This window comes from Hydrotalea lipotrueae (assembly GCF_019249625.1).
GTDB lineage: Bacteria > Bacteroidota > Bacteroidia > Chitinophagales > Chitinophagaceae > Hydrotalea > Hydrotalea flava.
Genome location: NZ_JAESDL010000004.1, coordinates 104,699 through 128,778, shown reverse-complemented (window position 1 = coordinate 128,778; position 24,080 = coordinate 104,699). Strand labels below are relative to the sequence as shown.

The 24,080-nt window shown below is 36.7% G+C and carries 18 protein-coding genes; 12 read left to right on the top strand and 6 right to left on the bottom strand.

The window, feature by feature from the left end; translation table 11 throughout:
* Positions 1 to 68 precede the first annotated feature (68 nt).
* Positions 69 to 2,036 (top strand): protein-disulfide reductase DsbD family protein, encoded by a 1,968-nt coding sequence (locus JK139_RS04430; RefSeq protein ID WP_081301333.1) that lies wholly within the window; start codon positions 69 to 71, stop codon positions 2,034 to 2,036.
* Positions 2,037 to 2,070: 34 nt separating this feature from the next.
* On the opposite strand, the gene JK139_RS04425 is transcribed toward JK139_RS04430, so the two are convergent.
* Entirely contained in the window at positions 2,071 to 2,649 is a 579-nt protein-coding gene (locus tag JK139_RS04425; protein WP_074418023.1) for a sigma-70 family RNA polymerase sigma factor, read from the bottom strand.
* 314 nt (positions 2,650 to 2,963) lie between these two features.
* Between JK139_RS04425 and uvrA the strand changes: the two genes are divergently transcribed.
* From uvrA to aroQ, 10 genes are all read left to right on the top strand, one after another.
* Positions 2,964 to 5,822, top strand: a complete 2,859-nt coding sequence (gene uvrA, locus JK139_RS04420) for an excinuclease ABC subunit UvrA (RefSeq protein WP_228733116.1) — start codon at positions 2,964 to 2,966, stop codon at positions 5,820 to 5,822.
* A gap of 123 nt (positions 5,823 to 5,945) precedes the next feature.
* Positions 5,946 to 6,164, top strand: a complete 219-nt coding sequence (infA, locus tag JK139_RS04415) for a translation initiation factor IF-1 (protein WP_068245579.1) — start codon at positions 5,946 to 5,948, stop codon at positions 6,162 to 6,164.
* Between the two features lie 51 nt (positions 6,165 to 6,215).
* The gene (ykgO, locus tag JK139_RS04410; protein ID WP_026774906.1) at positions 6,216 to 6,332 is read left to right on the top strand and encodes a type B 50S ribosomal protein L36; all 117 of its coding nucleotides are present in this window, start codon (positions 6,216 to 6,218) and stop codon (positions 6,330 to 6,332) included.
* A 31-nt stretch (positions 6,333 to 6,363) separates the two neighbouring features.
* Positions 6,364 to 6,744 carry a 30S ribosomal protein S13 gene (rpsM, locus tag JK139_RS04405; protein WP_068245576.1) on the top strand — a complete coding sequence of 127 codons (381 nt, stop codon included), beginning with the start codon at positions 6,364 to 6,366 and terminating at the stop codon, positions 6,742 to 6,744.
* A 143-nt stretch (positions 6,745 to 6,887) separates the two neighbouring features.
* Positions 6,888 to 7,298, top strand: a complete 411-nt coding sequence (rpsK, locus tag JK139_RS04400) for a 30S ribosomal protein S11 (protein WP_074418013.1) — start codon at positions 6,888 to 6,890, stop codon at positions 7,296 to 7,298.
* A gap of 101 nt (positions 7,299 to 7,399) precedes the next feature.
* The gene (rpsD, locus tag JK139_RS04395; protein ID WP_068245567.1) at positions 7,400 to 8,005 is read left to right on the top strand and encodes a 30S ribosomal protein S4; all 606 of its coding nucleotides are present in this window, start codon (positions 7,400 to 7,402) and stop codon (positions 8,003 to 8,005) included.
* A gap of 86 nt (positions 8,006 to 8,091) precedes the next feature.
* Positions 8,092 to 9,093, top strand: a complete 1,002-nt coding sequence (locus JK139_RS04390; RefSeq protein WP_074418014.1) for a DNA-directed RNA polymerase subunit alpha — start codon at positions 8,092 to 8,094, stop codon at positions 9,091 to 9,093.
* A gap of 87 nt (positions 9,094 to 9,180) precedes the next feature.
* A complete protein-coding gene (gene rplQ / locus JK139_RS04385; protein WP_074418015.1) occupies positions 9,181 to 9,723 on the top strand; it encodes a 50S ribosomal protein L17 in 543 nt (180 codons plus the stop codon).
* Between the two features lie 143 nt (positions 9,724 to 9,866).
* Entirely contained in the window at positions 9,867 to 10,973 is a 1,107-nt protein-coding gene (gene carA, locus JK139_RS04380) for a glutamine-hydrolyzing carbamoyl-phosphate synthase small subunit (protein ID WP_074420741.1), read from the top strand.
* A gap of 133 nt (positions 10,974 to 11,106) precedes the next feature.
* The gene (aroQ, locus tag JK139_RS04375; protein ID WP_074418016.1) at positions 11,107 to 11,529 is read left to right on the top strand and encodes a type II 3-dehydroquinate dehydratase; all 423 of its coding nucleotides are present in this window, start codon (positions 11,107 to 11,109) and stop codon (positions 11,527 to 11,529) included.
* 21 nt (positions 11,530 to 11,550) lie between these two features.
* On the opposite strand, the gene JK139_RS04370 is transcribed toward aroQ, so the two are convergent.
* Positions 11,551 to 12,780: a glycosyltransferase family 9 protein gene (locus JK139_RS04370; protein WP_218330661.1), complete on the bottom strand. Its 1,230-nt coding sequence runs from the start codon at positions 12,778 to 12,780 to the stop codon at positions 11,551 to 11,553.
* 440 nt (positions 12,781 to 13,220) lie between these two features.
* On the opposite strand from JK139_RS04370, the gene JK139_RS04365 reads away from it, so the two are divergent.
* On the top strand, positions 13,221 to 14,762 hold the full coding sequence (locus JK139_RS04365; RefSeq protein WP_218330660.1) for an ArnT family glycosyltransferase: 1,542 nt from the start codon (positions 13,221 to 13,223) through the stop codon (positions 14,760 to 14,762).
* An 8-nt stretch (positions 14,763 to 14,770) separates the two neighbouring features.
* Here the strand turns inward: JK139_RS04365 and JK139_RS04360 are convergent, their stop codons facing one another.
* The 4 genes from JK139_RS04360 to JK139_RS04345 all read right to left on the bottom strand — a co-directional run bounded on the left by JK139_RS04360 (position 14,771) and on the right by JK139_RS04345 (position 24,022).
* On the bottom strand, positions 14,771 to 19,480 hold the full coding sequence (locus JK139_RS04360; protein WP_074418019.1) for a translocation/assembly module TamB domain-containing protein: 4,710 nt from the start codon (positions 19,478 to 19,480) through the stop codon (positions 14,771 to 14,773).
* Positions 19,481 to 19,657: 177 nt separating this feature from the next.
* Positions 19,658 to 20,323 carry an HAD family hydrolase gene (locus JK139_RS04355; RefSeq protein WP_218330659.1) on the bottom strand — a complete coding sequence of 222 codons (666 nt, stop codon included), beginning with the start codon at positions 20,321 to 20,323 and terminating at the stop codon, positions 19,658 to 19,660.
* Positions 20,324 to 20,395: 72 nt separating this feature from the next.
* Positions 20,396 to 22,120: a gamma-glutamyltransferase gene (gene ggt / locus JK139_RS04350; RefSeq protein WP_228733115.1), complete on the bottom strand. Its 1,725-nt coding sequence runs from the start codon at positions 22,118 to 22,120 to the stop codon at positions 20,396 to 20,398.
* A 369-nt stretch (positions 22,121 to 22,489) separates the two neighbouring features.
* The gene (locus JK139_RS04345) at positions 22,490 to 24,022 is read right to left on the bottom strand and encodes an OmpP1/FadL family transporter (protein WP_218330657.1); all 1,533 of its coding nucleotides are present in this window, start codon (positions 24,020 to 24,022) and stop codon (positions 22,490 to 22,492) included.
* Between the last annotated feature and the right edge of the window lie 58 nt (positions 24,023 to 24,080).

Genomic DNA, 24,080 nt, shown 5'->3' with positions numbered 1-24,080 from the left:
TTACTGTACTCGAATTGTAAGGATTATTATAAATTTTAGTCTATAGGCTACACCTAAATCAACCATTCATGAAGTATTTGTTTTCATTCTTACTGTTGCTGTTTAGTTTTGCCATACTACTTCAAGCACAGCCACAACATCCGGTAAAATTTTCTTACCAGGCAGAAAGGTTAACAGATACTTCGGGTGTTTTAAAAATACAATTAAAAAGTTCAGATAGTACTGCTTTTTTTGCTGCTGAACAGTCGGCTGCCGATAATCCATTTACGGCGCAATTACATGCCGACAGTAGTACAATAGTTGAATTACATAGGGTAAAAGCAACAGGCAGGGCCATTACTGAAAAAGATAATGGCGGAAATACATTGACCCTTTATCCCGATAGTGTAACTTTTGAATATCCGCTACATTTAACCAAAGACAGCACAACTATTAAAGGAACATTTGTGTGGCTGGGCAAAAAGGGAGAGAATTACCCCAGCAATGAGGAAAAGTTTTTGGTACAGTTGCCATCTGTTTTAAATACAGCAAATAGTACCGGCAATACAGCAGTAGCTGGTCAATCTTTATGGTCTGTTTTTTTGCTCACTTTTGGTGCCGGATTATTGGCCATCATTACACCCTGCGTTTTTCCATTAATTCCTGTTACCGTTAGTTTCTTCTTAAAACGAAGTAAAACCAGAACGGAAGGGATTCGCAATGCGGTGTGGTATTCCATTTCAATTATTGCCATTTATACCATACCCACTTTATTGCTTACTTTAATTTTTGGTGATACAGTATTATACACCATTTCTACTTCAGCAATTACCAATATTTTATTTTTTGCCATATTTATTGTTTTTGCCATTTCTTTTTTCGGTGCTTTTGAACTAAATCTGCCAAGTAGTTGGGCCAATAAAGCCGACCAAAAAGCAGGAAAAGGCGGGTTATCCGGCATTTTCTTCATGGCATTAACACTTGTTATTGTTTCTTTTTCTTGCACTGGACCCATTGTTGGAACATTATTGGGACAAACCAGTGCAAAAGGTGTTAGCATTGCACCCGTAATTGGAATGCTGGGTTTTGGGGTAGGCCTTGCATTACCATTCTCATTATTTGCTTTTTTCCCTTCCATGCTTTCTGCCTTACCCAAAAGTGGCGGTTGGTTAAATTCGGTAAAAGTTACTTTTGGCTTTATAGAATTGGCTTTGGCTTTGAAGTTTCTGTCGAATGTTGATTTAATTTATCACTGGCATTTATTAAATCGTGATGTGTTTCTGGTATTATGGATTGTGGTATTTGGCTTAATGGGCATGTATTTGCTAGGTAAGTTAAAATTTTCTCACGATAGTGATTTGCCTTACTTAACGGTACCCCGTTTGTTTTTTGCCATTATTACTTTTTCATTTGCCTTATATCTGATACCGGGTTTGTGGGGTGCACCGCTGCAACCACTTAGTGGATTTATACCTCCCGCAACCACTCAGGATTTTAACTTAGAAAATTTAAATTATAAAATTGACGACTTGAAGAATGGGCATTTTTCTTCTGCCACAAATAATGGTGTACAACCACTTCCTCCAAAAAAATATACCGATAGGTTAGAAGTGCCATTTGGGTTAACCGCTTATTTTGATTTGGAAGAAGGCATGGCTGCTGCCAAAATTGTAAAGAAACCGATAATGCTTGATTTTACCGGCCATTCCTGCCCCAATTGCCGTAAAATGGAAGAACAGGTATGGAAAAATCCGGATGTATTGCGTAGGATTAAAAACAATTTTGTGCTGGTGAGTTTGTATGTGGATGAGAGTACCGAACTCCCTGCTGCTGAACAAATAACGTTGCCTAATGGCGATAAATTAACAACAGTTGGAGAAAAGAATTTGAATTATGAAGTGACCAAGTTTGGATTGAATGCACAGCCGCTTTACATGTTTCTCGATTTAAACGGCCAGCCCTTGAGTGAGGTGAAGTATGGATATAATCCGGATGTAAGCAAATTCATCCAGCATTTAGACGCAGTAAAACAAAAGTTCAATGCGGAACAAAAATAGAAGCTGCTTTCGTTTTATGATCTAATCACTTCGTTTATAAAACAATTTGGTATTCTACCATCATTTTCCGTAAATTAATTAAGCCATAACGCATACGGCCCAATGAAGTATTGATACTGGTATTGGTAATTTGGGCTATTTCTTTAAAACTCATGTCGGCAAAATGCCTTAAAACAATCACTTCTCTTTGTTCTTCCGGCAAATGACTCAACATGTCATGTAGTTTTTGGCGCGTTTGTGATTGTATCATTGATGTATCTGCACTCTCATTGGTAAGGTTCAGCATATCAAAAACATCTTTATCATCACTGCTAATAATGGGGCCGCGTTTCACTTTTCTAAAATAATCTACACATAGGTTATGCGCTATACGCAAAGCCCATTGAATAAACTTTCCTTCTTCATTGTACCTGTTACTTCGTAGGGTATCAATAATTTTAATAAATACATCCTGAAATAAATCTTCAGCTAAGTATTTATCTTTTACCATAAATAAAATAGAGGTAAAAATTTTTTCCTTATGCCTGTTTACCAACGTTTCTAAGGCAGCCTGATTTCCTTCCTGAAAGGAAAGTATTAAATCGTTGTCAAGCAATTGTTGTAGTGGTTTCATAAGTATTTGTTTGTTGTGGTTGTTCATTTAGAAAATGACCATTCATTGTTTTGGGTGAATATGCCGAATCATTTTTTAAATAGTAACAAAATTTTTTAATGAATACAGTTTTCAGTGCGACAATCTTTTTTCTGTTTACCGCATTATTTCTGTATCCATATATTGTAGGCCTTTACCTCTGGAGGCCGGTAAATAGCTTGAAATTAAATAACATATTTCTCCCTGCAAATTATATGGGTTAATGTTGACAACTATTTATATGTGTTTAACAATATTCACATTTTAAAAACCCGATTGCAACATAACCGCAGGAAATGTGTTTATTTGTTGTAGATATGGTCTCCAAAGAAAAAAAGAAAATAAACTTATTGCCCAAGATAACTGAAAGTAATGATGCTATTTTGGTAAAAGGTGCACGGGTGCATAATCTTAAAAATGTAACGGTTGCATTTCCGCGTAACCAATTCATTGTAGTTACAGGTGTAAGCGGGAGTGGAAAATCGTCTTTAACAATTGATACTTTATTTGCAGAAGGCCAGCGTCGTTATGCAGAAAGTTTAAGTGCTTATGCCCGGCAGTTTATGTCGCGTATGGTTAAACCTGATGTGGATTATATAAAAGGCCTTTGCCCTGCAATTGCCATTGAGCAAAAAGTAATTACCCGTACGCCCAGAAGTACTGTGGGCAGTATGACAGAAATTTATGATTATTTGCGGTTGCTGTATGCAAGAGTGGGGCTAACCATTTCTCCCATTAGCGGTAGAGCGGTTAAAAAAGATGATGTGGCAGATGTATTAACTGCCATTCAACAATTAAAAACCGGAAGTAAATGTTATTTGTTATTTCAATTCAAACAGCATGTATCCCGCTCCGTTATAGAAGAGCTGAATATTTTATTGCAAAAGGGTTTTTCGCGTATTTATTTTTCGGGTACATCTAATGCTCAAAAAGGGCCGGCATTGTATAATATTGAAGATCTGCTGGAAGAAGATGCAGGCTTAGCGCATTCACTTTTTAAAAACAGTGCAGCAGCTTTTGTGCTGGTAGATAGAATGATTGTAAAATCATTTGAAGAAGAAGATATTCATCGTTTATCGGATTCCATACTTACCGCATTTTATGAAGGGGAAGGAGAAATGTTTGTAGAAGTAAATGAGGTAACACTATTGCATTTCAGTAATAAATTTGAATTAGATGGTATTGTGTTTGAAGAACCGGTGCCCAACCTGTTTTCTTTCAATAATCCTTATGGAGCATGCCCCACCTGCGAAGGTTTTAGTCAGGTATTAGGTATTGATGAAGATTTGGTAATCCCCGATAAAAGTCTCAGTATTTACGAAGGGGCTGTAGCTGCCTGGAAAGGTGAGAAACTCAGTTGGTGGAAAGATCAGTTTATTCAAAATGCCAAAGGTTTCCCTATTCATAAACCTATTGCCGATTTAACAACAGAACAATATGAACAGCTTTGGAATGGAACCGGAAAAGCACTGGGTATTCATTCATTTTTTAAAGAAGTGGAAGATAATTTATATAAAATTCAATACAGGGTGTTGTTAAGCCGTTACAGAGGCCGAACTACTTGTCCCGATTGCTATGGTTATCGGTTAAGAAAAGAAGCCTTGTATGTGAAAGTAAATGACAAACATATTGGCGAGTTATGTGCCATGCAAATAAAAGATTTGCAGCAATGGTTTCAGGAAATACAACTCAGTCCATTTCAGCAGCAGGTAGCCAAAAGGGTATTGCAGGAAATTGTACAACGCCTGCAAACCATGATGGATGTTGGATTAGGTTATTTAAGTTTAAACCGATTGGCCAATACCCTGAGTGGTGGTGAAAGTCAGCGGATACAATTGGCCAGAAGCCTGGGTAGTAACTTAACCAATTCATTGTATATTTTAGATGAACCCTCTATCGGCCTACATTCCCGCGATACCGAAAAATTAATAAAGGTATTGAAAAACCTGCGTGATTTGGGCAATACGGTGGTTGTGGTAGAGCACGATGCTTTAATGATGCGGGAAGCAGATTATATTATTGATATGGGGCCATTTGCAGCTCATTTGGGGGGGGAAGTTATTGCAGCGGGTAATTACCATGCGATTATTGAAAATAAAAACAGTTTAACAGGAAAATATTTAAAAGGCGAACTGCGGATAGATCCACCTGAAAAATTACGAATTCCCAAAAAATTTATACGGGTAGAAGGTGCCAGACAAAACAATTTAAAAAACATTACCATCGATTTTCCTTTGGAGGTGCTTTGTGTAGTGAGTGGTGTAAGTGGTAGTGGAAAAACCACTTTAGTAAAACAAATTCTGTATCCGGCACTGCAAAAACTAAAAGGGCAGCCTGCAGAAAAAACAGGTGTACACAAAGCCATTACCGGTGATGTTGCAGCCATCGATCATATTGAAATGATTGATCAAAACCCAATCGGAAAGTCATCCCGCAGTAATCCCATCACTTATATCAAAGCTTATGATGGAATTCGGGATTTGTTTTCTCGGCAGCCTTTGTCTAAAATACGTGGTTTTCAGCCCAAACATTTTTCTTTTAATGTAGATGGTGGGCGATGTGATGCTTGCAAAGGAGAAGGCGAACAATTGGTAGAAATGCAATTTTTGGCCGATATTCATTTGCCTTGTGAGGTTTGTGGTGGTAAAAAGTTTAAGGAAGAAGTGCTGGAAGTGCATTATAAAGAAAAATCAGTTTATGATGTACTAGAAATGAGTGTAGATGAAGCTGTTGAATTTTTTAAAGAAGAAAAAAATATTTACCAGTCATTGTTGCCTTTACAACAGGTAGGGTTAGGCTATATTAAATTAGGCCAGTCATCCAGTACATTGTCGGGCGGAGAAGCGCAACGTGTAAAATTGGCCAGCTTTTTAGGGAAGGGAAAGGGGTATGGTCATATTTTATTTATATTTGATGAACCCACAACGGGCTTACATTTTCATGATATCAAAAAATTGTTGCAATCTTTTCAGGCATTAATTCAGCAGGGGCATTCGTTGATAGTAATTGAACATAATACTGATATCATTCATTCGGCCGACTGGGTAATTGATTTGGGGCCGGAGGCAGGCGATGCAGGAGGGTATCTGGTATATGCCGGCCATCCAAAAGAATTGAAGCATGTAGCCCAAAGTTATACCGGAAAATTTCTGTAAAACCCTTAGTTTTGCCCTTTTGAAAGGGTAATTCCTGCAAAAAACATAGAAAATCAATAATTTTTTTATCAAAATTTTCATATTTCGGTTGTATAAGTATATCTTTGCAGCCCCAAAAATTGTATGTCGAAACAACCGCTGATTAAACAAGATGGAATCATTCTCGAAGCATTGAGTAATGCAATGTTTAGAGTAAGACTGGAAAATGGCCACGAAATTTTGGCAACTATTTCAGGAAAAATGCGGATGCACTATATTCGGATTTTACCGGGCGATAAAGTAGGAGTGGAAATGAGCCCATACGATTTAAGCAGGGGAAGAATTATATTCAGATATAAATAGATATAAATAAGAGCGTTAGATTTAAAAAAGCGAATAGCAAAACACCTTTATATGAAAGTAAGAGCTTCAATTAAAAAACGCAGCGCCGATTGCAAAATTGTAAAACGCAAAGGGAAGTTGTACGTAATTAACAAAAAGAATCCTCGTTACAAACAACGTCAGGGATAATTTGAAAACGAATAAAAACTAAAATTCAGATATGGCTCGTATTGCCGGTATTGACTTACCTAAGAACAAAAGAGGCGAAATTGGCTTAACCTATATTTATGGAATAGGCCCCTCTACTGCACGTTATATACTTGATAAATGTGGTATTGACTACAATAAAAAAGTAAATGAATGGAATGATGATGAGCTGACTGCCATCAGAAATACCATTACCAACGAATTTAAGGTAGAAGGCCAGTTGCGTAGTGAAGTTCAAATGAGTATTAAACGTTTGTTGGATATTGCCTGCTACAGAGGCTTGCGTCATCGTAAAGGGCTGCCCGTTCGCGGACAACGTACCAAAACCAACAGCCGCACTCGTAAAGGAAAGCGTAAAACTGTTGCCGGTAAGAAGAAAGCAGTGAAGAAATAAATTGATGAAATATCCCTTCTACAAGAGGTATTTCATTTTTTTATATTTGGAACAACATTGGATCCCTGCCGGGCAGGAGGAGAGTTGTATCCGGGTTTCGATGTTCGAAATCAATTTTTTAAACCGATTACCTCAAAACAATTATGGCAAAAACTTCAAAAGCACAAAACAGCGCAAAAGCTGCTGCTAAAAAAAGAATTGTAAAAGTAGATGCTGCCGGTGATGTACATATCAGCGCTACCTTCAACAACATCATCATTTCATTTACCAACAAACAAGGTCAGGTAATCAGCTGGTCATCTGCCGGTAAAATGGGTTTCCGTGGTTCTAAAAAAAATACACCTTACGCTGCTCAAATGGCTGCCGCCGATGCTGCAAAAGTAGCTTCAGATGCCGGATTGAGAAGAGTGGATGTGTTTGTGAAAGGCCCCGGTGCAGGCAGAGAAGGAGCTATTCGCTCCATTGCGCAAAATGGGATTGAAGTAACATCTATCAAAGATATTACTCCTTTACCGCATAATGGTTGCCGCCCTCCCAAAAAACGCAGGGTTTAATTCTTCGTTTATTTTTGAATCATTATAAAGGAACAGGTATTGATTTTAGATTTTTAATGATAGCTGTTCGACACTAAAAAATCATAATTTTAAATTACTCTATGGCAAGGTACACAGGTCCAAAGACCAAAATCTGCAGAAAATTTGGAGAACCTATTTTAGGGAATGCCAAATATTTAGACAAAAACAGCAACCCTCCGGGGCAGCATGGCGCTTCAAAAAAGCGTAAAACTTTAGGTGAATATGCTTTACAGTTGAAAGAAAAACAGAAAGCAAAATATACCTACGGTTTATTAGAACGCCAGTTCCGTAAAACCTTTGATGAAGCCTCTCGTATGAAAGGTGTAAAAGGTGAAAACTTAATTAAATTGCTGGAAGCTCGTTTAGACAATACTGTATTTCGTTTAGGATTAGCAGCATCCCGTCCTGAAGCACGTCAATTGGTTACACACAAACACATTACCGTGAATGGTGAAACCATGAACATTCCTTCTTATTCATGCAAACCTGGCGATATTATTGCTTATAAAGCAAAGAGCCTGCACAATTCTTCCATTACCAGTAAGGTACGTGGTAAAAATGCAAAAATCAACTGGTTAGATTGGAATGAAACTGAAAAGAAAGGTACATTTATAACCTACCCTGAAAGGGAAGCAGTACCTGAAAACATCAAAGAACAACTGATTGTAGAATTGTATTCTAAATAATTTGTTCCCTTTTTCAGTTAATTAAAGCAAACCAAATTATTCAGCCTCATGTTGGGGTTGATGAAAAATAAAAACCAAGTTTTAATATGGCCATATTAAACTTTCAAAAGCCCGATAAAATTGTTTTACAAAAAGCAACCGATTTCGAAGGCTTATTTGAATTTCGCCCACTTGAACCAGGTTATGGTTTAACTGTTGGCAACGCTTTACGTCGTGTATTATTAAGTAGCTTAGAAGGTTTTGCTATTGTAGGTATTAAAATTGATGGTGTAGACCATGAATTTGCTACCATTAAAGGTATTACTGAAGATGTTACTGAAATTATTCTGAACTTAAAACAAGTTAGAATTAAACGTACTACTGATCAGGAAGTTGCTAACGAAAAAATTACACTTTCTGTAAAAGGCGTAACCGAATTTAATGCAGGTATGATTGGTGCTGCTACTTCCAGTTTTCAGGTAATGAATCCCGAACTGGTCATTTGTACCATGGATACTACCGCAAAATTAGATATTGAATTAACCATTGCCAAAGGCCGTGGTTATGTTCCCGCTGAAGAAAATAAACCCAAGGATGCACCATTTGGCTACATCGCAATTGATTCTATTCATACACCCATCAAGAATGTAAAATATTCTATTGAAAATTATCGTGTAGAACAAAGAACCGATTTCGAAAAACTGATTTTAGAAGTGGCCACCGATGGTACCATTCATCCGGAAGAAGCCGTAAAACAAGCTTCACGCATTCTGATTCAACACCTGATGATTATTACGGATGAAAACATCACATTCGATAATAAAGAAGATAAAAAAGAAGATGTAGTTGACGAGCAAATTTTGCAATTGCGTAAAGTATTGAAAACACCGCTGGAAGATTTAGATCTTTCTGTGCGTGCTTTCAACTGCCTGAAAGCTGCAAAAATTAATTCGTTGAGCGAACTGGTTCAATACGAGCAGGAAGACCTGATGAAGTTTAGAAACTTTGGTCAGAAATCATTATCTGAAATTGAACAGGTATTGCACGAAAGAGGTTTACACTTTGGTATGGATTTACAAAAGTTAGGGCTCGATAATTTAGACAATTAATAATTAAAACAATCAGGTGGCATATAAACACCTTATTATTCACAGCTTATAATTCCTGACACGGTATAAGCTTTAAAACTAAAAGTCATGCGTCACGGAGACAAAATCAAAAATCTTGGCCGTAAAAAGGCACACAGAGAAGCACTTTTATCCAACTTAGCCAGTGCTTTAATTATGCACAAGCGTATTGTAACTACTTTAGCAAAAGCTAAAGCCTTGCGCACTTATGTTGAACCCCTATTAACCAAAACTAAAAAGGGTGAAACCAAAGAGCAAATCAGCCATCAGCACAGAGTAGTTTTCAGCTATCTGCAAAATAAGGCAGCGGTAAAAGAATTGTTTACTGTAGTGGCTCCTAAAATTGCTTCTAGACCCGGTGGTTATACCCGTATCATCAAATTGGGCATCCGACCCGGTGATAATGGTGAGATTGCCATGATTGAATTGGTAGATTTCAATGAAATTTACGGTAAAACAGCCAATGCCGCAGCTGAACCTGCAAAGAAAACAAGACGTGGTCGCCCTAAAAAATCTGCTGAAACTACAGAAATAGCAACAAATGCTGCTGAAACTGTTCAGGCAGAATCGGCAACTGATATTGCTTCAACCGAAACAAAAGCAGCAGAATAAGTGAAAGCTTTTAAAAATATCAATCAAGCAAGACTGAATGGTCTTGCTTTTTTTATGTGTACAGCGGCCTTTTGCATTGAGGAAAACTTTTTATGTACACCTGCTTTAAAAACATTTTATTTGCACAACAATTTCCGTACACTATGAATCAGGAACAACACCCCGCCGTTTTATTATTAGCCGATGGAACCTTTTTACAAGGTTTTGCATTTGGAAAAAAAGGTACCACTACCGGTGAAATATGTTTTAATACCGGAATGACGGGCTATCAGGAAGTTTTTACCGACCCCAGCTATGCCGGACAGGTGTTAATTATGAATAATGTACATATTGGTAATTATGGTGTAAAAAATACCGATACGGAAAGTAATAGTGTAAAAATTAAAGGCTTAATTGGCCGTAATCTGGAAGAACAATACAGCCGCTATATGGCAGAATCTTCTTTACAAGCCTATTTGTTGGAAAATAATATTGTTGCCATTGAAGGGGTAGATACCCGTGCTTTGGTAGCACATGTTAGAACCAAAGGCGCCATGAATTGCATTATTTCGTCAGAAATATTTGATATAGATACATTAAAAAAAATATTATCAGCCTGTCCTGATATGGATGGTTTGGAATTAGCCAGTACAGTGAGTACTGATGCCGTTTATGAAATGGGCCAACGGGATGCCGCATATAAAATTGCCGTAATGGATTACGGTGTTAAAAAACATATTTTGGTTAGTTTAGTGCAACGGGGTGCTTATTTAAAAGTATTCCCTGCCAAAACACCCATTGAAACCCTAAAAGCCATGAATCCCGATGGTTACTTTCTTTCCAATGGACCCGGCGATCCTGCTGCCATGCCTTATGCCGTTAAAACGGTACAACAAATTTTAGCAGATAATAAACCTGTATTTGGAATATGTTTAGGACATCAGTTATTGGCATTGGCCAACGGTATTGCTACTTTTAAAATGCACCATGGCCATAGAGGCTTAAACCATCCGGTAAAAAATATCATCACGGGGCAATGTGAAATTACTACACAAAATCATGGTTTCGGGATTGATCCTGTTGCCGTAAAAGCACATGCCGATGTGGAAGTAACGCATGTTAATTTGAATGATGAAAGTATTGAAGGTATTCGCTTAAAAAACAAGCCGGCATTTAGTGTGCAATATCATCCTGAATCTACGCCCGGCCCCCATGATTCCAGGTATTTGTTCGATGATTTTATTCAGTTAATCAAACAGCATCAAAACTAATACGCTTGCCATTCAAAAAATAGTATTTAGATTAGTACCCATTGCTGATACAATCATGGGTATTATTTAGTAATATTACAATGGTCATGCGGGCTATTCAAACTGCACCGCACCATCTAAGCAACTGTTTTACATGAAAATAGCAATCATCAATGGTCCTAATTTAAATCTGCTCGGTAAGCGAGAACCCGATGTATATGGGCACCAGACATTTGAAAACTATTTTATTACGCTACAAAATAAATTTCCTGATATTCATTTCAGTTATTTTCAAAGCAATGTAGAAGGTGAGCTGATTAATGCTTTACAGCAGTTTGGTTTTAATTATGATGGAATTGTTTTGAACCCGGGAGGTTATACACATACTTCCGTTGCCATTGGCGATGCAATTGCTGCCATCACAACACCCGTAATAGAAGTGCATATTTCAAATGTACATGCCAGAGAAGATTTTCGAAAAATATCACACGTCAGTGCTAAATCTGTAGGCAGCATTATTGGGCTTGGTTTAAAGGGATATGAATTGGCTGTAAATTTTTTTTCAGCACAGCAATAATTTAGTTGGATTGCGCTTTTTTTATACAGGAATGACTGCGTTATTTTGTAAATAGTTATCTATATAACCCCATACCATTTGTGTAGGTATACCACTAATACATGGACGTGTAATGCAGGATGTTTTACGGTGATTGGTAGCACTTACACAAGGCGAGCAGGGCAGGCCTAAATAAATGGGCGTTGCATTGCCGCCCAACGGTAAATACAAATGTGGTGTTTCAGGTCCGAAAATGACAAAAACTTTTAAATTGGTTACCGCTGCAAAATGAGCCGGTCCTGAATCATTGGTGAGCATTAACCTGGAAATGGAATACAATGGAATAAGTTCTTCAAATTTAAAAGTGCCCGCTGCGTTTATAAAGCGTGCATCATTTACCCTATTCACCACATTGGCTACATAATCAAATTCAGCAGCAGCACCGGTGGCTAATACAATACCTTCTTTATCTGCCGCCAATAATAACTGCCCAATTTCTGCAAAACGTTCGGGCAGCCATTTGCGTTGTGGCAGCAAATCAGATGCATTTACATTTAGTAAGTATATGTTTTGATCGGAATAGGCAGGGTATAGTTGTTTAATTTTAGATTGAACGTTTGCAACCGACTGAGGGTTCACAATTGCTTTTTCTAAATGAATTTCATTAAAATGCACCGGCGTAGTGGCATAAAATGTATCATGATAACCCAATGCAGTATTAATTAAAGAATAGAAATTAACGGCAATGTGTACATGCGGATTATAACGAACCGGATAGTTAATCAGATTGCCTCTATATAAACCTTCATCATGCGGACTGGCAAAGCCCACTCTGGATAGTGCACCTGAAAAAAATGTAAGGATAGCTGTAAAGCGGGAGAATAATTCCAAATCAATCACCGTGGTTATTTTTTTCTTCCTGCACCAAAATATAAAGCGAATAACATCTGTAAACAAAACAGCTATATTCTCAGATCGCATCCTAAAAATATTTTCAGATGGAACGGTATTCAATATTTCTAAACTTTTGCTATTCGATTTAAAAATGGCAAAGTAAAGTTCTGCATGTGCTTCTTGCTGCAGCTTACGCATGGCCGGGTCAACAATAATAGCGCTGCCCATTTCAGATAATTCTATAAACAGGGTTCTGCTTAAATCAGGTTTAGGAGGTATGGTTCTAAAAATCCGGGCAATTAATGCAATGATGGATAAAAGAAAAGTAAGCGGAACGCCTGCATACTTATCTATTTCACGCATGGTATCTACTTTCATGTGTTCTTTTTTATATTTTCATTCATTACATGTAACATGTTGCATAGTTGGTTTTTGTTCTAAGTAACCTTACACATAACTATTGCATGTATCTATTTTAGTTCCATGTAGCTGCTACCAGCTACTTTTTTTGAATAACATTATCTGCCAATTGTTATTGTTTCAGTTATATTTTCTTAGGGCACAAATAAATAGCTACCCGTTATTTTAATACAATTGCAACATTTTATGCCATTCTTTTTGTGCGAAATAGATGTAATGTGTTTATGCTGCAAAAATAAGAAAATTGTACTGCTGCATGGCTGCTTTTTGAGGCAAGGGTTGTATATGGAGAGAAGCTGTGCTGCTGGTTTATTCAATTGGTAATCTATATGGCTTTGAAGCCATTCCTACTAATTCCATATACAACCGTTATTTTTGTTTGGCTAAAATCAAATACCATGATGGCTGTTTCTTACAAAAAACTATTATATCGACTCCTCATCATTACCATTTTGGTTAAAATTTTCATTTCACTTTTTGTGGAATTAGGTATTGATGAATCTTATTACTGGATGTATGCCATTCAGCCGGATTGGAATCATTTTGATCATCCTCCTATGGTAGGCTTTTTAATCAGGCTTTCTACACTTAACCTGCATTGGGTAAATGATGTAAGTATGCGGTTGGGGGCTATTTTTTCCGGTGCAGTGGCCACTATTTTTATTTTTAAAACAGGGCGATTACTGAAAAATGAACGCATTGGTTGGTATGCTGCATTAATTTATAACTGCTCAATTTATACGGCAATTATCGCAGGCATGTTCATTATGCCTGATAGTCCGCAAATGGTATTTTGGACGGCCGCTTTATACCTGATGGCAGTATTATTGATGCAAAACAAAGAAAAATCGTTGGGCATTTGGTTGTTATTGGGTTTGATGATTGGACTGGCCTTATACAGTAAAGTGCATGGTTTGTATTTATGGACAGGGTTTGGATTATTCATTATCATTAAAAAACCGAAATGGTTGTTGAATTACCGATTGTATGTAAGTGTGTTGGTAAGTTTGTTGTTTGTAGTGCCCATTGTGTGGTGGAATATTCAAAACGATTTTATTACTTATCGGTATCACTCAGAAAGAGTAACACATACCACCATTCAGGTAGATGATTTTTTGAGAGAAGTAATTGGCGAATTTGCTTATCAGAATCCGGTTGTTTTTATATTATTAATTGTTGCCATTATTTATGTAATTAAAAATCGTTCTGCCATTTTTAATGCTATCATCAATACCTGGATTATTTGCATGAGTATACCGATGATTTTTTTATTTTGGGGCATTTCCATGTTCAATGCAACGCTGCCGCATTGGAGTGGGCCGGCCTATATTCCATTGTATTTTTTTGGGGCCGTTTATTTAGAAAAAATATCGGTTACAACTGTACCTGGGTTTTTAAAAACTGCTTATTGGCTGCTGGGTGGTACGCTTTTATTGGGTATATTATTGGTGCAGTTGGCACCGTTTAATTTAGGCAGTCAGGATAAAGCCAATTTTGGTGAATATTGCCCAACATTAGATGTAAGTGGCTGGACAACCTTTAGTCATCAGTTAGATACATTAATGAAAGCCGATGTTGCTAAAGGAACAATGCAGCCCGATGCACCCATTATTGTAGGCAAAATGTTTCCGGGCGGGCATTTGGAATATTATACCCATCGAATTACTGGACATCGAGTAATTGCGATAGGGCCATTAGATGAAATACACAAATTTGCCTGGTTAAATAATGCCCGAAAACCTTTGCAAATAGGGGATGATGCTTATTGTGTGGTACCCTCTAATTTACCATTTGATCCTCATAAAGCATTTGATAAATATTTTACCACTATTGAGCAACCGGAGGTGATTAATCAAATAAGAGGTGGTAAAATAGTGCGGTATTTTTATGTATATAGAATGAAAAATTGTAAAGCATTACCTACACCTTTAAAATTATAAACCATCTTTTATTGTATCAGTGTGCTATCGGCAGGTGGTTTGATAGTTGTATTTTTTTCTTTATTACCGAACAGCTTTTCAAAATCTTTTTTATACGATAAACCGGCGCCTTGCCTGCTGGTTCTACCTAACGCACCAGCATTGATGTCTAAACTGTTTTTACTGAAAATGATGGCCCGTAATTGTCTGTCTTTGGTTAATATAATTTCTAAATTAAAATCAGGAAGCCATTGAAAGTTGCCACTTTGGGCTGCTGCACTAATACCAAAGTCAAAATCGCCGCCAAAGCTTACTATTACATTATCATTAAAAAAGCTTTTCCCAACTTTAAAATTAATCCTACTTCTGTCTAATGCATTGGTATTGGTGCCAATACCTGCGCCTGTTGTAGAGGATAAAATATCACTGCTGCTGTATACAGAAGTACCCAAATCTACTTTCAGGCTTTTATCTTTTGTAATTTTATATACAATATTTGACACTGCTTTATTCAACTCACGTGTTATAATTTGTGAAATAGTATTTACACCAATGTTTGTGAAATTGGTATTTGCTCCGCCAATATCACCGTAAGGTGCAAAACGTTCTAATACAATCAGGTAGGTTACCTGTTTCAACATTTCGTTTTGATTATTTTCTATTTTGTTGATGAACTCACTAAAAGTGGGATCTGTTTTTAACGGGCTGCCTTGCGGAAAATCTAATTTAAACGTAATATCAGGATGGCTTAATCGGTTTCTTAATTCAGCAATTACATACACCGAACCACGGTATGCACGGCTTGTTCCGCTGAATTGGCCGGATTGATTACTAATTAAATCATTCACACTAATATTTTCAGCAGTGTATTGGGCATCAATATGCACATCTGCATTAAACGGATCTCCGTTCCATTCAATAAAATTACCGGCATCAGGTTTTAAAATAAACGGCTTTCTGATGAAAGATTGAAAGTTGAAATCATAGCTTCCTTCTTCAATATTGTATCTTCCCCGAATGGTTAAAGGGTCTTTAGTACCTACCCTGATTTTTAATCGGCCATTTCCTTTGGCTTTAATCACATCACCACTTAAGGGATCTAATATTACATCAACATTTAATTTATTATTGGCAGCAACATCCAAATCAACCAGTAAATTAAAATTACTGTTCTGCCTTTCATTGGTCATTTCTGTTCCATAGGTTTTAAATACAATAAAATCAGCTTCGCCGCTTTCTTTACTAACCGAGTTTGGTATATATATGTGTGATGGCACATTAATGTCTCCAATGATGGTTAATTTGGCATTTTGTTCGGGGCCTTTGAAACTTAATGTGGCTTTTCCGGTAGCATTACCATAAAATTGGCTATTGTCGATGGCTTTGGTGTTCAACATAATTAATTTGTTGGTAAACAAATCAAAATCAAAAGCCAAATCTTTAAATCCTCTTTCGTATAATTTTCCTTTAATCAGTCCAATATTATTTAAACTATCTTTTATATAAAATTCATTGAAATTAATGCCATCATTTTCAAATGATATATTGGCAGAATCAATGGTATAATACACTTGTGTATACAAAACATTCAGAGCAGCTTTTTTCAATGTAATATTGCCATTTAAATCAGGTTCAGACGGGTTGCCCTGAATAATTAAATGACCGGTTCCGTAACCTTTTAGCCTGTTGAAAATATCACCAATAAATTGTTCAATGTAATTGATTTTGGTATGTTCCAATTGTATGTCAACATACAATGGTTTGTTGGTACTGTCTTTGGTTTTATAATAACCCGTAGCATTAATATGGTATTCTTTATTTGGTGCTGTAACAGTAAAATCTAATTTTCCTGATTTACTGGTGTATAAAGATTGTATATTCACTATACCTACAGAGTCATCATTCAATCTAAATTGAGTAGATGATAGTTTAGCTTCTGCAGTAAATGGACCGTAAAAATCACGTAAATAAATTTCTCCATTGGTGATGCCTTCCAGCTTGGGATTTTTGATAAATAATGCCGTAATATCTCCTAAAAATATATTTTTTAATTTTACAATAAGATTATTGGTATTGCCGCCTTCTTCTTCGTCGGTTTCTACGGTAATTTCCTGAAAGCCCTGTATGAATTTTACATTACTGGCCGAAACAAAATTTTTACGCATTACAATTTCACCCTGCTTATCTAAATTCCACTTTTTTTCATTTAATATAAATGAAGATGGGTTAAAGTGTATACGTGCACCATCATTTAAGGTATACACATCAGCATTCAGCAACACATTTTTCAAAACATTATTGGTACTTGTAGAAAGATGTACAACAGAGTGATCGTTAGAAGCTTTGATGGATAATTGTGTGTTGGGAAATTGAAGACTGTCTTTGATTTGAATATCGCTGATATTACCTGATAGTAACAAACTATCGTAATTTCCAATACAATTTAAGTTAATGCCCGAAACTGCATATTGGTCATATTTTGCATAGGGTACCAATGCAGAAAGTTGAAATATACTTTTGACAGTGTTTACACGTCCGGAAATATCCATATCGTTTAATCCGGATATTTTTTTGTCGTATATCTGCAACAGGGGCTCAATATAATCGGTTTTCAGGGTTAATGTAAAATCCTGATTAACGGCAATTTTTGCAGGCTCATTAAAGTAGGCAGGGTAGTAGCGATGCAGGAATGACTGAAAGCTGTTGGGTAAATCAAGAATGGTAAATTTTCCTGCTATTGTTCCGTTGAAATTGTTGCTGCCAACTTTTAAAAATTTTACTGAATCGGCTGAGTAACCGGAAGTAAGGTTCAGTGAATCGAAACTTAATTGGGTATCGGCAGATGTGATGGTAGCATTTAAAAATTTTGCACTACCTAAAAACTGGTCAATTGTTTTACCGGTAAAATAAATATCTAATAACCCGGTTAGTTGCAAGCTGTCTTTATAAAAATTTAAAACTTTTAAATTGGCATTCACCAAATCGCCCAAAATGTTAAAGCTGGGATCCGGCTTACTTAAATCTACTTCTACATTACTATTAAAATTCATGTTTGGATCATCAACCTTAACTTCACCATTAAAATATTTTTTTTGAAAGGTACCGTTGGTGGTTATGTTTGAATAAGTGTAATGATTAAAATCGAGCGATGCAATTTTTCCTTCAATTTGTGTTTTGAGTTTCTCAATATCAAAATTACTGCCTGAAATTTTACCTGTAAAATCAACATAACCTAACTGGCTGATGCGTAAAAATTTGCCGATATTGAAATGGTTGGTAATAATATTTCCAGAATAAGTAATATCCTTTTTTTGTGGTATTTGCATGGTAACATTGACCGCAACACCACCCAATCCTGAAGTGATGGTACCATTAGAAGTAAAATTATAAATAGTGCCATTAAAATTTCCCTTAAACAATGCATCGCCTAAAGTGGTAAGATCGGGTACTTTCATATCTTTTACCGAAGGCGCAAAAAGAACAACATCATTATAATTGGTTTTAATGGTGCCATTGTTAAAGTTGATGATGGTTTTATTTAAATTGGGTAAACCCTTCATAGCAAGGCTGCCACTGATATAACTGCCGCTGCCAATGCGGGCAAATAAATCCTGTACCGAAAAATTGGCTACTGTACCTTCAAAATGTCCGTTAATATTGATTTGTTTTTTCCAGTCTTTTAGTTCCGGTGCAAAATAGGCAATATCATCACTGTATACCGAGGCCTCCGTAAACTTAGCCACCATGGTAACAGAATGAATATATTCACTAAAATCATCATTAAAATGTTTGAATTTCATGGCATAATAGTTGGTTAATCTGCTTTTATTGGTAAGCAGATCTAATTTTGCCAATTCTATAATGTGCGGATTGATGGTTAGTTTTGTTTTTAATCTTTTTATTTCAATACCGCTTCTTTCTTTTGCAGCAATGTCTGCAATGCAGTGTAAAGTATCTTTTATCAAACTTACCTCATCAAAATGCCCGGTTAATTGTTGAATGTAAATATGGCTTCCATCAAAATATGGTAGTGGTTTTTTATCATTTCCTTGAACAGAAAGTGTTCCGTTTTTAATGTTGAGTTTTTTGAGATGCACTAAAAGATTACCGGTATTGAACTGCAATCCTGTATCGGGTGTATTGGTTTGGTGGTCTTTAATTCTGATTGAATCGGGGCGTAATTCATGAATATTGGCTATTTCAAAATAAGGATGATCCAGATTTAATTGATTGATAGAAAAAATTCCTTTGTTTAAATTGATATTGTCTGCATCTAATAAAAGAGAATTCAATTTTGCCGTCATACGTTCTCCGTGCCATTCATCATTTTTAATAAAGTGAATGTTATTGAATTCAAGTTTTTTCAGATTCAGGGTTATTCCATTTTTTGTGTTGGTTGATTTTGGGCTGGCGAAATGGTCAACAATGTACTGGAAATTCCATACACTGTCCTTCCTTTGTAATTTTACAACGGCATCATCCAGTCCAATATATTTTAAATCGGCTGAATCTTTTAAGAAAAACCAGTCGGTTATTCTAAGCTTTAAAGCAGCTGCATATAATAAAGTATCTTTTTGCCGGTCACGTATTAAAGTTCCATCTAAATTGAGTTTATTGAATAAGGTAACGTTTATTTTTTTAATGCTTACTTCTGTACCTAAGGATTTAGATAATTTTTTGGTGGCAATGCCAATTAACCAGTTTTGAACGATAGTTGTTTGTATGGCAATAAATACCAATAAAACAAGCGCTATTACAATAAATACAAAACGCCTTAATATGGTGAGTGTTCTTTTCAGGTGAGTAGTTTTATAAACAGAAATTAATCAATCAATGTAATATTCCAAATACAGTACCAAAACTAAGGCTTCTATGTAAATGATTGCGATGAAAGTGCATTGAAGTTGTTAAGATTTTTATTCCTGAATGAGCTGCTGCAGTTGATGATAGGTGATGCTGGTGAAATCTGTAATAATTTTGTCGGCAGCTGCTAATTCACCGGCTGTATGTGTGGTTGTTAATGCAATTACTTTTAAACCTGCTGTTTTGGCTGAAGTAATACCTGTTACTGCATCTTCAAAAGCAATGCATTGCTGAGGTGGTAATCCCAGCTCAAGGGCTGCTTTTTCATAAATTTCAGGATGTGGTTTACCATGTGTAATATGAACTGAATAAATAATTTCTTTAAAATATTGCCGAATGGGCAGGTGTTGTAACATAAAATTTATATTGTCTTTTATGCCCGATGTGGCAATTACCATAGGTATTGCATGTTCTACTAACGTTTCTAATAGCTCCATTAACCCGGCAACCGGTTGAATATATGGTGCATAGATTTCCCGATAAATGGCCTCTTTTTCGTTCGTGTAATTTTTTATATCTGCTTCAGAAATCTGATTGCCAAAAATGTATTTTAAAACATCTACATTTGTTTTGCCGTTAAAATGTGCTAAATATTCTGCTTTTGTTAGCGGGGGAATATTTCTTTGCTGATAAAATATTTGCCAGGATTGTAGGTGGTAATCGTTGTTATTGATGAGTGTTCCATCTAAATCGAAAGCAACGCCAAATGTTGGTATCATATAAAATGTTAGCCGATGAAAAAATGCTGTATGTGTAATATATTAACGAAATATTGAAAATATATCGGTTGTTTAATACCCGGCCACTGCATCATCGCCACGGGTATCTGCAGCTGTTTGCCTTTCTCCATTCTGTAATATTTTAATAATTTCTGTTCGGCCAATGCTACCCCGTTGTTGAATGGTATAACCCATTGCTTCTAAATCTGAAATGGTGCTTTTAGGAAAATCGGGTTCTACAAAAATTACATCGGGTAACCATTGATGATGAAATTTTGGAGCAGCAATGGCTTGTTCTGCGCTCATATTGAAAATAAGTACATCTACCAATGTTTGAAATACAGAGGTAGGAATAGTGGTACCACCGGGTGTACCGCAAACCATAAATGGTGTATTATTTTTTAATACAATTGTTGGCGACATAGAACTGAGCATGCGTTTACCGGGTTGTATGGCATTGGCTTCACCGCCTACTGCGCCAAACATATTGGGTACGCCGGGCTTTACACTAAAATCGTCCATTTCATTGTTCAAAAAAAATCCGGCACCACCTACAACCGTTCTGCTACCATACCATCCATTCAACGTAGTCGTAATACTTACCATATTACCTTCTGCATCCATAATGCTAATGTGTGTGGTTTCTTCGTGCTCGGGTATTTGTCCCTCTTTAATCAGTTTGCTGGGTGTAGGTTTTGTACTGTCGTAATTTACCATGCGTTGAGCAATATATGCATCGCTTGTAAGGGTTTTTAATGGAACTTTCCAATAATCCGGATCGCCCATATAGGCGGCTCGGTCTGCAAATGCTCTCCGTTCTGCTTCTACCATTAATTGTACCATTTTAACCGATTCAAAACCATATGATGCTAAAGGTTTATTGGCAATCATTTTCATGAGTTGTTCAACAATAATACCCCCGCTACTGGGCGGGGGCATTCCGATAATGGTAAAATCCTGAAAGTTAAAAGTGAGGGCAGTGCGTTCTGCAGGCCGGTAATTTTTTAAATCATTCAATGTTATAATGCCTTTACCACGTTGCATTTCGGCTGCAATTAATTGGGCTGTTTCACCTTCATAAAATCCTTTTGCTCCTTTTTTGCTGATACACATCAATGTTTTAGCCAGGTCTTTTTGTATCAGTGTATCCCCTTCCTTCCAGGGTGTTGCTTTTACAAATGCATTGGGCTTAGTATTATAACGTATAAATTCAGCTCTTTTGGCATTTAAGAGATGTGCTTCTTTTGTGGTGATTACAAATCCGTGTTCAGCTAATTCAATGGCGGGTGCAATGAGTTGTTGAAATGGTAATCTGGCATGTTTGTACATAGCAAAAATACCGGCTATGGTACCCGGAACGCCACTGGCCAAATGACCATCTTGCGATAAATGCATATCGGGATTGCCATTCTTATCTAAGTACATATCTCTTGATGCATGTTCGGGTGCCGTTTCTCTAAAATCTAAAGCTATATTTTCACCATTACTTTTTCTGGCCACCATAAAACCTCCGCCACCTATATTTCCGGCTTCAGGAAACACTACTGCCAGTGCCAATTGTGTTGCAATGGCGGCATCAAAAGCATTGCCACCTTCCTGCATTATGGCAGCACCAATCATACTGGCTAACGGATGTGCACTTGCTACGGATGCATGCAGAAAGCCGGCAGACTTATGAATGGTGTAATGAAAAGGGTCGATCTTTTTGCCTGCTCCAACCAGATTGTTTTCTTTTTGGGCATATAGCTGAAAAGGGAAACATGCTGTAACCGTAAAAATAATTACAATAATTGACAATATATTTATTTTTTTTGTATTTAGTTTGAAAGCAAAGTACATAGTGCAATTTTTTTTATAAATATTTTATAACAGCAATTTACAGATTATTTGTTGATGGTGTAATTTTTCAAATGGTAATCATTTTATGTAACTTTTCCACTGTTTAGCAGATGCATTGTGTACATCAATTTTTCCTGTTCATACTTTTTCAATTTTCAACTATTGTGTTCAATAAAAAGAGGCTGTCTCAAAAGTCAGAGGCAGCCTCTTTTTATTCGGTAAATGGGGTGGAAAAAATTTTCATTTAAGCCATTCTCAAACGCTTCATTTTTCTTTTGAGACTTCCTCTTATTAATAATTGCGTATGAATTTGTGTGGCTAAACCAATTAAAATTTAAAACCAATAGTTGCTACAATATTGCCCAAATTGCCGGTTTGTATGGCATAGGTATTGGGTTTGTCATTTAAATAGTAAGGAAAGTTGGCATCTTTCATAAAAGTGTAAACATAAGTCAGGTCAATGAATATGCCATGGTTTCTGTATCCTACACCACCACTGGTTACAATTCTATTCGCCTTTACTGCTGATGCAGCATAAGGACTACCATAATAAGCTGCACCTAATCGAAACATCCAGGGATCAAATTTTAATTCACCACCAATACGGGCATTAATATTGCCTTTGTAATAATTTTTTACGGTACTGTTAAGCTGGCTGTAATAATCAATACTCGATTGGTCTGCATTGCTGGCAGCTCTGAACCGGGCACCGCGGTAGTTTACATATTCTAAATCGGCACTAACAAAAGCTCTCTGTTTATGGGTGTTGGCTACTTCTCTAAATACATAACTGGCGCTGGCAATGGCGCGCCATGGGGTAACGATACTATATTGACGTGTTCCCGGATTGCCGCTATTTAATTTGTCGCTGGTTTCGGTTCTCAAACCTGCATATGATTCGGTGTTGGCAGTAATGGAAGAACGTATTTGATCGTTAAATGAAATGAGTTGTGGGGTGTGCAATGCAAAACCTATACGCCAGAACTCTTTTGGTTTGTATAACATTCCCAGTTTTAAACCAACGCCAACCCCCTGCGATTTAAACGTTTCATGATAAGTAAAATAAGCAAAGTTATTGTTGGGGTTATTGGTAGCATCGGTTTCAGAATAAGTTAAATCACGTTGATACGATACAATGGGTACCGTTAAACTACCCCCAATATATAACCTGTCGGCCATATTGCCGGCCAGACCTAAAGCAATTTCATTGTAGCCACCTCTAGTTACTGCATCGTACGATTGGATAACACCTGTTGAAATAGGTACCAGACTTTGATAGCCTGCTACTGATCCGTTGGGGCCGCTTAAGGTATCAATCAGGTAGGTTCTGAATGCCAGAGATGAACCAAAAATATAATTGCTTAAGGCGGCATTGGTATCCGCCCTGTCGCGGGTCAGTTCTTCTAAATACTGTTCGGTAAAAGAACTCATATTGTTAAATCCACTGTATTGAATATGATTGTTGTAATTGGCTAACTGATTTACCGAAAGTGAAAAAGCAGAACTGGTAAATTTACTGTCGCTATACCTGCTGGGTGTACCAATTACGATACCACTGGCACCATACATAAATGCATTTTTTTTAGCAGTTGAATCGGTGCCTCTGTAATTGAGTTTGTTGTTATTCATTAAAAAACCGGGTGATAATACCAACTCTCTTGTTTTATACAATCCCAACCCGGCCGGATTTACGTTGGCTGCGGAAATATCGCCACCTAATGAAGCCATAACACCACCTACAGCCATATTTCGGGCAGAACCATTTTGGGTAAACCATGCAGTACGCAAAGCATCTTCAGGAGTTTGAGCCCATAAACTCTGGCTCACTAAAATGCATAGAATGGGTATTAATTTCTTCATAGATTGGCTTTAGTGCTGAATCTTACAAATAGTTGAATAGGTTTCAATCTTTTTTAAA